Annotated in this window: 11 protein-coding genes and 2 tRNA genes; 10 read left to right on the top strand and 3 right to left on the bottom strand. The window is 60.9% G+C overall.

What is annotated here, in order from left to right; all coding sequences use genetic code 11:
- Nucleotides 1-27 precede the first annotated feature (27 nt).
- The 3 genes from DW112_RS00975 to DW112_RS00965 all read left to right on the top strand — a co-directional run bounded on the left by DW112_RS00975 (nt 28) and on the right by DW112_RS00965 (nt 1801).
- Nucleotides 28-633 carry a recombinase family protein gene (locus DW112_RS00975; protein WP_118328163.1) on the top strand — a complete coding sequence of 202 codons (606 nt, stop codon included), beginning with the start codon at nt 28-30 and terminating at the stop codon, nt 631-633.
- 104 nt (nt 634-737) lie between these two features.
- A complete protein-coding gene (locus DW112_RS00970) occupies nt 738-1319 on the top strand; it encodes a VanZ family protein (protein ID WP_158571712.1) in 582 nt (193 codons plus the stop codon).
- A 122-nt stretch (nt 1320-1441) separates the two neighbouring features.
- Complete coding sequence (locus DW112_RS00965; protein WP_117583016.1) at nt 1442-1801, top strand: arsenate reductase family protein; 360 nt, start codon at nt 1442-1444, stop codon at nt 1799-1801.
- A 72-nt stretch (nt 1802-1873) separates the two neighbouring features.
- Here the strand turns inward: DW112_RS00965 and DW112_RS00960 are convergent, their stop codons facing one another.
- Entirely contained in the window at nt 1874-2284 is a 411-nt protein-coding gene (locus tag DW112_RS00960; RefSeq protein ID WP_118328161.1) for a hypothetical protein, read from the bottom strand.
- Between the two features lie 265 nt (nt 2285-2549).
- Between DW112_RS00960 and DW112_RS00955 the strand changes: the two genes are divergently transcribed.
- The 6 genes from DW112_RS00955 (at nt 2550) to DW112_RS00930 (ending at nt 5082) form a co-directional block, all read left to right on the top strand.
- A tRNA-Gln gene (locus DW112_RS00955) sits at nt 2550-2623 on the top strand.
- A gap of 17 nt (nt 2624-2640) precedes the next feature.
- Nucleotides 2641-2717, top strand: a tRNA-Glu gene (locus DW112_RS00950).
- A gap of 97 nt (nt 2718-2814) precedes the next feature.
- Nucleotides 2815-3732 (top strand): hypothetical protein, encoded by a 918-nt coding sequence (locus DW112_RS00945; protein ID WP_117564212.1) that lies wholly within the window; start codon nt 2815-2817, stop codon nt 3730-3732.
- Entirely contained in the window at nt 3722-4192 is a 471-nt protein-coding gene (gene smpB / locus DW112_RS00940; protein ID WP_006235325.1) for an SsrA-binding protein SmpB, read from the top strand. The genes DW112_RS00945 and smpB overlap by 11 nt, the downstream gene beginning before the upstream one ends.
- A gap of 153 nt (nt 4193-4345) precedes the next feature.
- Nucleotides 4346-4849, top strand: coding sequence for a flavin reductase family protein (locus DW112_RS00935; protein ID WP_118270210.1), 504 nt, complete (start codon nt 4346-4348; stop codon nt 4847-4849).
- Nucleotides 4850-4938: 89 nt separating this feature from the next.
- The gene (locus DW112_RS00930; RefSeq protein ID WP_117638060.1) at nt 4939-5082 is read left to right on the top strand and encodes a rubredoxin-like domain-containing protein; all 144 of its coding nucleotides are present in this window, start codon (nt 4939-4941) and stop codon (nt 5080-5082) included.
- A gap of 309 nt (nt 5083-5391) precedes the next feature.
- Here DW112_RS00930 and DW112_RS00925 read toward each other — a convergent pair whose 3' ends face one another.
- Together DW112_RS00925 and gpmA are read right to left on the bottom strand one after the other, a co-directional pair.
- Complete coding sequence (locus DW112_RS00925; RefSeq protein ID WP_118328160.1) at nt 5392-6648, bottom strand: Nramp family divalent metal transporter; 1257 nt, start codon at nt 6646-6648, stop codon at nt 5392-5394.
- 75 nt (nt 6649-6723) lie between these two features.
- Nucleotides 6724-7470, bottom strand: a complete 747-nt coding sequence (gpmA, locus tag DW112_RS00920; RefSeq protein ID WP_199585301.1) for a 2,3-diphosphoglycerate-dependent phosphoglycerate mutase — start codon at nt 7468-7470, stop codon at nt 6724-6726.
- Between the two features lie 566 nt (nt 7471-8036).
- Here gpmA and gltB point away from each other — a divergent pair.
- On the top strand, nt 8037-12734 hold the full coding sequence (gene gltB, locus DW112_RS00915; RefSeq protein WP_118328158.1) for a glutamate synthase large subunit: 4698 nt from the start codon (nt 8037-8039) through the stop codon (nt 12732-12734).
- The last annotated feature ends 5 nt before the right edge of the window (nt 12735-12739 follow it).

Here is a 12739-nt window from a genome sequence, read left to right as displayed (position 1 = left end):
GCAGGTTTACAAGAAAGCGGGGATGAGATGGCGACGGTGTATGGTTATGCGCGGGTGAGTTCGCGCGATCAGAATCTTAATCGGCAGCTGGATGCGCTGGGCGCCTATGGCGTGGGCTCGGCGAATATTTATGCCGACCATGCGAGCGGCAAGGACTTCGATCGCCCGAGGTATCGCGAGCTGCTGCACGTCCTGGGAGACGGGGACGTGCTGGTGGTGCTTTCTATCGACCGACTTGGCCGTAATTACTCTGAGATTCTTGAGGAATGGCGACGCATTACCAAGGAGCTCGGGGTTGCCATTGTGGTGTTGGACATGCCATTGCTTGACACGCGCGTCAGGGCCAGCGGCGCGCCGGATGTGACCAACACCCTGATTGCCGATATTGTGCTGCAACTGCTGAGCTACGTGGCGCAGATGGAGCGCGAGAATATCCATCGGCGCCAAGCGGAGGGAATTGCAGCGGCGCGGGCGCGAGGGGTCCGTTTCGGTCGACCTCGCAAGCCGTGCCCTCCTCAGTTTGATCTGGTACGGGATAGCTATGAGGCGGGCGATATTACCCGCAGCCAGGCAGCAAAGTGCCTGGGCGTGTGCGTGGGGACGTTTGATCGCTGGATGCGCGAGGCGGGGTAGGGGTTTGCGTCGCTTTGTCGCTTCCTGTTGCGATTCAAATTTTGATACGGTGACGATGTCATTTGGGGCTACACTCGCTGATATTCAAAAAAGGAGGTAGGCCCTTGGCGCGCGTAAAACAAATAATCGGATGGACCGCGATCATTCTGTTCGCTGCAACGCTGGCGGGCATCTGGGTGCTGACGGAGCAAAATGCGGTGGAGACGTCGTTGCTGAGCGAGTCCACCGCGCGCGTGGTGGAGGGTCAGGCTACGGGCGTTCAGGCTGCCGATGCCACGGGTGAAGCTCAGACCGAGAACGGGATGACCGGGGGCATCGATTCGGCTGCCTCGAATGTCCGGTCTGGCCGACTTGCTTCCATTCGCATGTGGGTGGGCACGAACGTCCGTCGCGTTGCCCATACCGTAGAGTTTTTCTTCGTCGGATTGTTCGCCTCGGTGGCCGTGGTTTGCTTTTCCAGGCGTCCGTGGAGCGTTTGCTCCCGTTGCGTGCCCGTGTTGCTCTTTTGCGCCGTCTGCTCCGTTGGCGATCAGGTACATAAGATCTTTGTTCCCGGCAGGCATTTCGACGTTATCGATTTAGGATTCGATGCTGCGGGCTATGTCACCGCGATGCTGTTGGTATTGCTGGCGGCGGCGTTGGTGCGCCATGCGAGTCGACCAATCGGCGCCCATGCGAGGCGCTAGCCTTAAGACGAGACATCGCGACTGCCTACGCTTCGACATTGACTACAATAACGGCTGCAATCGCGAGTGGTCGTCGATGTGCAGTTTTCCAGACACCTGTTTTCTCTAAGAAAGGAAATCCCATGACCGTACTGTTTGTTGAATATCCCAAGTGCTCGACCTGCAAGAAGGCCAAGGCATGGCTGGACGAACACGGGGTAGAGTATATCGACCGCGATATCGTTTTGGACAATCCCACGGCTGATGAGCTTGCGACCTGGATTGCTCGTTCGGGACTGCCGGTGCGGCGCTTCTTTAATTCGTCGGGCATGAAATATCGAGAGCTGGGCCTGAAGGCGCGTCTAGATGCGGGCATGACGGATCGGGAGTGCTACGAGCTGCTGGCGACCGACGGCATGCTGGTCAAGCGTCCGCTGTTGGTGGGCGACGACTTTGCGATTCCCGGCTTTAGGGAAGCAGCTTGGACCGAGGCGCTGCTGTAGCGGCTGCGGAAAGTGCGACCCGTTTTGAGCGCTCGGGGTGGGACGTGTTTTCCATCGGAGGGCTCGCTCGGCTCAATCCTTGAGCTGTGCCCATTCGTGCGGACCGTAGACCTTTACGTGCTTGTTGGGCTTGCCGCTCCAGTACTCCTCGTCCATAAAGGGCAGATATGCCTGAACACCGGGGCAGATAAAGGGAATCCGCTGCTGTTGCAGTCGCTCGCGTTGGCGCTGCTCCAGGTGCGCCTCGGATATGACAGTCGGCATACCGGACAGCTCGACGAGGCTTGCCTGGATTCGCTTAAGGTCGAGGAGTCCCGCGTGCCATGACATCCGCATGATCAAAAAGGATGCACGGCGGTATTTTGCCTGCATCACCGTGATGGCGGGGCGCAGGGTGGGATGGATTTTGTCCCGTTCGGGCCAAAGGTCAGCAGTGATCTCGAGGCCCAGGGTCTCCCATAGGTAATCAAGCTCTTCGTCCATGGCGCCTCGATATCCGTGCAATGATGACGGTTCGATTGTGCCATCAGCCGTGAGTGCTGCATTGTTGTAATCTACCAGCGGTAGATGCGGGATGTTTTACGGGCTTTGGCGCCGTACGTGTCGCTGGCGCTTCACAGGTCCTTCACGTGTCGGCCGTATTTGACTGAATTTCAAAAAAGTCAAAATTGGGGCTTGCGTCACGGCCGGACTTCCCGTATATTTCTTTCTTGCGCAAAGGCACAGCCGAGCGCAGCGATGCAGTCATTGGGATGTCGTCTAATGGCAGGACAGCGGATTCTGGTTCCGTCAATGGGGGTTCGACTCCCTCCATCCCAGCCATTGCATTTGCTACATATGGCCCGTTCGTCTAGCGGTTTAGGACGCCGCCCTCTCAAGGCGGAGATCACCAGTTCGAATCTGGTACGGGCTACCAAAATTGAACGCCCGGGCCTCGTAAGAGACCCGGGTTTTGTGTATTGACCGATATTTAAGGCGCGCGTTGAGTCTGCCGCCCGGACCGAGGAGTTGTCATGGACCTGCCTATCAGCTTGGAAGACATCACGTATGCCGAGAACTATCTGGCGCAGGGCGACCTGGCTACGGCGACGCCGCTGCTTGAGCGTCTGGTGGAGCTCGCCGAGGAGTATATCGACGCTGAGTGCAAGACGGAGGAGAAGCGCCAGTACTTTAGCTTCGACAGCAAGTTTGAGCGCCTGGCCTATCGCCGCGTGGAGAAGGATCCGCGCGAGCTGGTGCAGGTCGAGGTTCCCTTTGACCGCCTGTACTCCGACATGGCGTTTGCCTACATTCGCCAGCAGGATTATGTGAGTGCTCGGAATGCCCTGATGCAGGCCGTGCGTTGGGATCCCATGAACTGCAACTATCGCTTGGACTTGGCCGAGCTGTTCCGCGCGCTCGAGGACAAGCAGGAGTGGGCATCGCTCTCGTTCTCGGTGCTGGAGCGCGCGAGCGACGGTAAGTGCGCCGCACGTGCCTACACCAACTTGGGTCAGTACTTCTTGGAGCCCGAGACCGAGAACATTTCGGCAGCCGTGGGCTGCGCGCGTCTGGCGCTGCGCCTGGCGCCCAATGATGCGCATACGACGCGCCTGCTCAACAAGATCCATACCACCTATCCGGATGCCGCGGACGAGAGTGACGACCATGTGATGGGTGAGCTCGCCCTGCAGGGCGTGCCGACCTCGCCTTCGGCCGAGATCGCCATCTGCCTGATCATGTGCGCGACCGATGCTGCAAGCGACGGCGACAAGCAGGAGGCTACGCGTCTGACGGTCCGTGCCCGCGACCTGGTGGGCGAGGAGGCATGCGCGGCGATTATCAAGCTGGTGCGCGAGAGCGATGCCGAGCTTAATGCCGAGCGCAGGGCAAAGCGCGAGGCTGCGGGTTCAAACGCCGATGGCGCCAAGGAGGCCGGCGATGCCCAGTAAGCGCGAGCGCAAGCTCATTTCCAAGAATCGCTCGGCACATCACGAGTACTTTATCGATGAGACGTTTGAGTGCGGTATTGAGCTGAGCGGTACCGAGGTCAAGTCGATTCGCGAGCGCGCGTGCCAGATTACCGATACCTTCGCACTGATTCGTGGTGGGGAGTGCTGGCTCGTCGGCCTGCATATCCACCCTTATAGCCATGGTGGCGTGTGGAATCGCGATCCCGACCGTCGGCGCCGTCTGCTGCTGCACCGCAAGGAGATCGACTTTCTTGACGGCAAACTTCGCAACCGCGGCTATGCGCTGGTGCCGCTGGAGCTCTACTTTAATACCGACGGCCGCGTAAAGCTGCTGCTGGGCCTAGGCCGCGGCAAGAAGCTTTACGACAAGCGCGAGGATATGGCCAAGCGCGATGTCCAGCGCGAGATCGACCGCGCTCTTAAAGAACGCAACCGCTAGGAGCGAGTTCACGGGAAGGTGCCCTACCGCGCCCGCCCCGTCTTCCTTGCTGTTTTGCCATATATTTCCAAAAAACGGCGTCCGTTATGGGCGCCGCTTTTTATGGGTACATACAGCCTTAAGGTTCAATCCCGGGTTAGGGGAGTACTTGTTATGGACAAAACTGCATTCTTTACCATGCCGAGCGGTCTGTATGTGGTGAGCGCCGCGGCAGACGGGCTGCGCGCCGGCTGCGTCATCAACACGGCGGTGCAGGTGACGGCAGCACCACCTCGCATCTCGGTTTCCGTAAACAAGGAAAATGTGACCGCTGGCGTGATCGAGACTGCCAAGGCCTTTGCGCTGACCGTGATCGACCAGACGGCGGATATGCTCTACATTGGCAACTTTGGATTTCGCACCAGCAGCGATTATGACAAGTTTGCCAAATACGAGACCCGCGAGACGGCTCTGGGCATGCCCTATGTGCCCGAGCACGCGACGGCCCTGTTTAGCTGCCGTTTGATCGACACTGTGGATGTGGGCACGCATCTACTGTTTATCGGCGAGGTCGAGGATGCCGAGCGCCTGAGCGACGAGACGCCGCTCACCTACGATTACTACCATAAGGTCCTGAAGGGCAAGACGCCTCCGAAGGCGTCCTCGTATCAAGGCTAGAAATGTTTTAAAAATACTTGCATCATATTATTGAGAATCTATACTAATAGATGAAGTACATCACCAGTCGCGTTCGAGAGGAGAACATCATGGCTGAGGAGAAGAAGACGTATAAGTTCGTGTGCATCGTTTGTGGCTACGAGGTTGAGGTCGACACGCCCGAGCTGCCCGAGGACTACGTGTGCCCGGTCTGCGGCGTCGGTCCCGATCAGTTTGAGCTCGTCGAGGAGTAGCTCGTCGGCACGCGGCTCACGGCAACACATAGCTCTGTCCAAGGGTCCCGGTCGGATATCCCGGCCGGGACCCTTTTCCTCCGCCCCCAAGGGATCACGGTTGCTGTTGGCCGATCCTGTCTGTTGTGAGTCCGGCCGACCTTTTGTCTCAATCTGTAACATCTAACGGTGGAAATTGGGTCCACTTGTTACAGATTGAGACAAACGGAGCTGTCCCTCGGAATGATCTCGATCTGTAACATCTAACGGCTCGAAACGGGTCTTCCTGTTACAGATCGAGACGTTTGCCTGGGTAGGTGCCCCGTCCCATTACATCCCTGTCAACAACACGACATCGAGAATCGTCACGATGGCACCGATCCCTACGAGCAGCGCGTTGAGCGGGCGCGAATTGGCATATTTGCCCATGACGCGGCGTGAGCTGGTGAGCCGTATGAGCACAAAGACCGTAATCGGCAGCTGAAGCGACAGCAGCGCCTGACTCCAGATGAGACCTTCAAAAGGATTTGGGACGACCAGGCACGCCGTCACTGCGCCGACGAAACAGGCCGCCACCCCGATCGAGGAATGTCGGTCGTGGATGTCGTATTCCTCGTCGAACATGCCCGCGGTGATGGTGCCCGCCGCCATGCCCGCCGTCACACTACTCGATATGCCCGCAAACAGCAGTGCTACCGCAAAGATGGTCGAGCTCGCCGGGCCCAGAATGGGGGAGAGTGTGTCCGCTGCGACGGCGAGGTCGTCTACGACAATGCCGTGCGCAAAGAAGGTCGTTGCGGCCAGGATGACCATGGCCGAGTTGATTGCCCAGCCCACGCCCATCGAAAAGAGCGTGTCGAAGAGCTCATAGCGCAGACGTTCCTCGATAACCTGCTCGCCTTGGCCTTCGAAGTGCATGGATTGGATGACCTCGGAGTGCAGAAAAAGGTTGTGGGGCATAACGACCGCACCCAGGACACTCACGATAATCGCGGCAGAGCCAGTGGGCATACTGGGCGTGATCCAGCTTGTGGCGGCTTGCGGCCAGTCGACCTTGACTAGTGCAAGCTCGGCCAAAAACGAGAGTCCTACCACGCCTACGAAGGCGATGATCCAGCGTTCGGCATGCTTGTAGGAGTTCGTCATGAGCATCGCCATCGATACTGCCGCCACGATGACGCAGCCCGCGCGCACGGGCAGCCCAAAGAGCATTTGAAGGGCAATCGCGCCGCCCAGGACTTCGGCCATGGCGGTGGCGATGGTCGCGAGATAGGCGCTGGCGAGCACCGTACGCCCGACGAAGCGGGGGAGGTAACGTGTCGTGGCCTCGGCAAGGCAGGCGCCCGTGGCGATGCCCAAGTGCGCCGCGTTGTGCTGCAGCACGATGAGCATAATCGTGGACAGCGTGACGATCCACAGCAGCGCGTAGCCAAACTGCGAGCCCGCGGCCATATTGGAGGCCCAGTTGCCCGGGTCGATAAAGCCGACGGTCACGAGCAGCCCGGGGCCGATATGCCGCGCAATGTCTAGGCCTCCGTGACCGCCGGTGCGCCGGGAACCAAAGTGTTGTTTGAGATGGTTGAGCATGGTGCGCTCCTGTGTATGGGCGGCGTGACGTCACATCTGGGCCGTGCGGCGCCACGCGTCGGTTTTGGGTTGGGGCTACTTGTGTGCTTTGCCCTGATTGGCCACGGCGTCGATCTTGGCGGCGATGGTCGCCGGGTCGCCGATGTAGCGCTTGTCGAGGACATTGAAATCGGTATCGAAGGTGTAGACGAGCGGCACGCCGGTGGGGATGTTGACCTTGAGGATCTCCTCGGGCGTGAGGTGTTCGAGCTTCATGACGAGTGAGCGCAGGGAGTTGCCGTGTGCGGCGATGAGTACGCGCTTGCCGGCGAGCATCTGGGGGCGAATCTCGTCTTCGAAATAGGGCCAGGCGCGGGCGATCGTGTCCTTGAGGCATTCGGTATAGGGCAGCTGATCAGGCGCGACATCACGGTATTGCTCCTGGGTGTGGGGATCGCGCGCGTCGTTCGGCTCGAGTGCCGGCGGGCAGATATCGAAGGAGCGGCGCCAGATGAGCACCTGCTCGTCGCCGTGCTCCGCCGCGGCATCGGCCTTGTTGAGACCCTGCAACGCTCCGTAGTGGCGCTCGTTGAGCTTCCAGGATTTGATGACGGGCAGCCACTCGCGATCCATTTGGCCGAGCACGATGTTGAGGGTGTGGATTGCGCGCTTGAGGCGCGAAGTGCAGCAGACGTCAAAGTCGAAACCGGCTTCTTTGAGGGCTCGACCGCCTGCTGCGGCTTCTTCGCGGCCCGTGTCGGTGAGCTCAACATCGGTCCAGCCGGTGAACAGGTTGAGCTTGTTCCACTCGGACTCTCCGTGACGGATAAGGACGAGTTGCATCGTCTGCTGGTCTGCTTGGTGCGCCATAGGGGCCTCCTTGATCTGGCACGGTGTGCGTGCCGTTTGCTTGACGCCGCAAAGGATACCCGTTTTAACCTTAAAAGTTAACCAAGACTAACAAAATTGTTGTATTTGAATGGGATGGTGAAAGGGGGCTGCCGAAATGTCTCGATCTGTAACAACTAGGGATGGAAATTGGGCCTAGGTGTTACAGATCGAGACAGGAAGAAATGGTCCTATGGAAAATCTCGATCTGTAACAGTTAGCTGCAAAAACCGGCCCTTCATGTTACAGATTGAGACATTTGGAACCGTCTCTCGAAAACATCTCAATCTGTAACAGTTAGTCGTCGAAATTGGGTCTTACTGTTACAGATTGAGATGTATGAAGAGGTGAGTTTGCAGGTCGAACTTGGGGCCTATGTTTTCGCCCTTGAGGTCGGCGGTGCCCACTCGTAAGGTGTGCGTTACGCGATTGTTTCGAAACGGGCGGGAAACACAACGACGCCCCGATGCCCCTACTATGCCTATTCAACTGACTGTCTAAATATCTAGGGGAGGATCGCGATGCAGGCAGATTCCGCTCAGCAGCAGGGCCTTTATCGCCCCGAATTCGACCACGATGCATGTGGCATCGGCGCGCTTGCCGATATCAACGGTGAGCGCCATCACCAGATTCTGGACGATGCACTGTCCATTCTGGTCAACTTGGAGCACCGCGGCGGTACGGGACTCGAGAAGAACACCGGCGACGGTGCCGGTATCCTGTTCCAGGTTCCGCATCACTTTTTCCGCAAAGAGGCTCAAAAGTGCGGCCAGATTCTGCCGGCAGAGGGCGACTATGGCGTGGCCATGCTGTTCTTCCCGCAGGACGACAAGGGCGTAGAGGATGCCCGTCGCGTGTTTGAGGAGGGCTGCGCCGAGGCCGGCGTGCCGCTGCTCTTTTGGCGCGAGGTGCCCGTCGACCCGCACGACTTGGGCGAGACGGCACGCGCCTGCATGCCCACCATTCTGCAAGCCTTTCTGGGCCGCCCCGACGACACGCCCGCCGGCGATGCCTTCGAGCGTCGCCTGTACGTGTGCCGTCGCACTATCGAGAAGAAGGCCGATGCCGAGTTTGCCCTGCGCGACAAGATCTTCTACGTCTGCTCCATGAGCTCGCGCACTATCGTGTACAAGGGCATGCTCGTCGCCACGCAGATGCGCCGCTTCTTCATCGACCTCAACGACGCCGCCGTCAAGACGGCCGTGGCGCTCGTCCACTCGCGCTACTCCACCAACACCACGCCCAGCTGGGAGCGCGCGCACCCCAACCGCTTTATCATCCATAACGGCGAGATCAACACCCTCAAGGGCAACGTCAACTGGATTCGCGCCCGCGAGCCCAACCTGTACAGCCCCGTGCTGCAGCACGATCTTGAGCGCGTGATGCCTATCATCAACCGCGAGGGATCCGATTCCGCGATTCTGGATAACGTGCTTGAGTTCCTGGTCATGAACGGTCGTCCGCTCACGCGTGCCGCGTCCATGTTGCTGCCCGAGCCGTGGGACCACAACGACAGCCTGAGTGAGGAGCGCCGCGCCTACGACGCTTACCAGTCCATGCTCATGGAGCCGTGGGATGGCCCGGCAGCCATCGCCTTTACCGACGGTCGCACGCTGGGCGCCGCCCTCGACCGTAACGGCCTGCGCCCCGCCCGCTACTATGTGACGCGCGACGGTCGCTTTATGCTGGCAAGCGAGGTGGGCACCATCGAGGTGAGCCCCGAGAACATCCTGACGAGCGGCTGTCTGGGGCCGGGCCAGATGCTCGAGGTCGATTTTGCCCGCGGCCGCGTGATCTACAACGACGAGCTGCGCGCCCGTTACGCCAAGGAAAAGCCCTACCGTGATTGGATTGCCGAGGAGACGCTGACCGTCGACGCGCTCGATAGGCCTGCCACGGCAACGCCCGCCGAGGACGCCGAGGTGCCCGCCGCCGTGCGCATGGCTAAGCTCGGGTATCACTGGGATGATGTTGACGAGGTTGTGCGTCCCATGGCCCAGCAGGGCAAGGCGCCGCTCGCCTCGATGGGCATCGATGCGCCGCTGGCCTGCCTGTCCAAGAAGACGCGCTCCTTCTACGACTATTTCTATCAGCTGTTCGCTCAGGTCACGAACCCGCCCATCGACGCCCTTCGCGAGCATATGGTCACCTCGACCACGCTCTACCTGGGCAACCACGGCAACCTGCTCGAGGACTCTCGTACGGCCTGCCAGCTGGTGCGCTTGGAGCGCCCACTGCTGAACGAGGAGGAGTTCGAGCGTATCTGTGCCATCGACCGCGTGGGCTTTAAGACCCGCCGTTTCCGTGCCGTGTACCGCCGCGATGCCGGCGAGGGCGCGCTGCAGGCTGCGCTCAAGCAGCTTGCAGAGGACGTTGAGGCTGCGGTCCGCGACGGCGTGAACATCGTGGTGTTGAGCGATCGTGCCGGAGCGGGCGAGGTACCCGTGCCGTCGCTGCTTGCCGTGGGCTGCGTGCACAACCACCTGATCCGCGCCGGCGTGCGTACCTTTGCCGACATCGTGGTGGAGTGCGGCGATGCCGTGTCCCCGCACGACTTTGCGGCACTGGTGGGTTACTCCGCGAGCGGCATCTATCCGTATAACGCGCATGCGTGCATCCGCGATCTGGCGGCGCGCGGCGATCTGGACGTGACGGCCGAGCAGGGCATCGCCAATTACAACAGGGCTGCGACCGCTGGCATCGTCTCCATTATGTCCAAGATGGGCATCTCCACGGTGCAGAGCTACCATTCGGCGCAAATCTTCGAGGCCGTGGGCTTTACCCCGGAGTTTGTTAACGCGTACTTTGCCGGCACGGTGAGCCGTGTGGGCGGTATGGGTGTCGAGGACGTCGAGCGCGAGCAGAATGAGCGCTACGACGCCGCACTCGCCATCCTTAAGAGCCCGGCTCCCGATCAGCTGCCCACACTGGGCCTGACCAAGTGGCGCCCGCTCGGCGGCGAGGATCACCTGATCGACCCTCAGACTGTCTACCTGCTGCAGACCGCCTGCCGCGAGGACAGCTACGACACCTTTAAGGAGTACAGCGCCCGCCTGCACCGCACCGGCCGTGCCGTGCGCCTGCGCGACTTGCTCGACTTTAATGCCAACGGTCGCACGCCGGTGGCACTCGACGAGGTCGAGCCCGCGCTCAACATCGTCCGCCGCTTTAACACCGGCGCCATGTCGTATGGCTCCATCAGCAAAGAGGCACACGAGTGCATGGCCATCGCCATGAACCGCCTACACGGCCGTTCCAACTCGGGCGAGGGCGGTGAGGATCCGCGTCGCGAGACCCCGCTGGCCAACGGCGACTCCAAGAACTCCGCGATCAAGCAGGTGGCAAGTGCGCGCTTTGGCGTGACGAGCCGCTACCTGTGCAGCGCCTTCGAGATTCAGATCAAGATGGCCCAGGGCGCCAAGCCCGGCGAGGGTGGCCACCTGCCCGGCAAGAAGGTCTACCCCTGGATTGCCGAGGTCCGTCAGTCCACGCCCGGTATCGGCCTGATCTCGCCTCCGCCGCACCACGACATCTACTCCATCGAGGACCTGGCAGAGCTGATCTTTGACCTTAAGAACGCCAACCCCGGCGCGCGCGTGTCGGTCAAGCTGGTCAGCGAGGCCGGCGTCGGCACCATCGCCACTGGTGTTGCCAAGGGCGCTGCCGACAAGATCTTGATCAGCGGCCACAACGGCGGCTCGGGTGCCGCTGCTCGCGATTCGATCTGGCACGCGGGTCTGCCGCTGGAGCTCGGTCTTGCCGAGGCCCAGCAGACGCTGCTGCAAAACGGCCTGCGCTCGCGCGTAGTGCTCGAGGCCGACGGCAAGCTCATGGACGGCACCGATGTCGCCGTCGCCTGCCTGCTGGGTGCCGAGGAGTTTGGCTTTGCGACCATGCCGCTCATCTCTATGGGCTGCCTCATGCAGCGCGACTGCCAGCAGGATACCTGCCCCGCCGGCATCGCTACGCAAAACTGCCGCCTGCGTCGCGGCTTCCGCGGCAAGCCAGAGCACGTCGAGCACTTTATGCTCTTTGTTGCCGAGCAACTGCGCGAGGTCATGGCGAGCCTGGGCTTCCGCACCGTCGACGAGATGGTCGGCCATCCCGAGTGCTTACGCCAGATCGAGGTCCCGGGCAACCGCAAAGCAAACCTGCTCGATCTGTCGCCCGTGCTGGCGAGCGCGACCTGCGAGTTCGGTGCCCATATTCCGGGCGCCGACGGTCGCCACTTCCTGCCGCAGATGGCTGCGGACAGCGAGCTCGATAAGACGCTCGACTCCACGTTGTTTGTGCCCTATACGGCCGATGCCCGTGCGCACCTGCGTCCGATTCGTTTCCGCGCCGATATCGCCAACGTCAACCGCTGCGTGGGCACCATCCTGGGCAACGCGGTGACCAAGGCTCATCCCGAGGGCCTGCCCGCCGGCTCCATCACCATCGATTGCGATGGTTCGGCCGGTCAGAGCTTTGGCGCCTTCCTGCCGCGCGGCATTACGCTCAACGTGTGCGGTGACGCCAACGACTACTTTGGCAAGGGCCTTTCGGGCGGCGAGGTGTCTGTGCGCCCCAACCCGCATGCGACCTACAAGTTCGACGAGAACATCATTGTGGGCAACGTTGCGTTCTTTGGCGCTACGAGCGGCCGCGGCTTCATTAACGGTCTGGCGGGCCAGCGCTTTGGCGTACGCAACTCCGGTGCCACCGTGGTGGTCGAGGGTTGCGGCAACCACGGTTGCGAGTACATGACGGGTGGCCTGGCGCTCATCCTGGGCGAGGTCGGGCAGAACTTCGCTGCCGGCATGACGGGTGGCGTGGCTTATGTCTTTGACCAGTACGGCACGCTCGATGCCCGCGTGAACCACGAGAGCGTTGAGCTCAAGGCCCCGACTGCCGGCGAGCTGGCGCAGATTCGCGAGCTCATCCAGGAGCACGTGGACGCGACGCAGAGCCCGCGCGGCATCAAGCTGCTCTACAGCTTTGAGACGATGAGCAAGCACTTTGTGAAGGTCATTCCGACCGAGTACGAGCGTGTGCTGGCGATTGTCGCTGCGAGCGAGGCTGCCGGCAAGACACATGCGCAGGCAGAGGAGCTGGCGTTTGACATTGTGACCGGTCGCGCGAGCGCCGCGGATGTCGCTCGCTTCGATATTGCGGGCGGTGCTGCGGGTGCTGCGTCCGTGGCCGCCAGCTCTGTTGCTTCGACCAAGAAGGAGGCGTAAGTGCT

This window comes from Collinsella sp. AM09-41 (genome assembly GCF_003473245.1).
Classification (GTDB): Bacteria; Actinomycetota; Coriobacteriia; order Coriobacteriales; family Coriobacteriaceae; genus Collinsella.
Note: the sequence above shows the minus strand (reverse complement) of the source record. Positions and strands in the feature narration are given on the sequence as shown.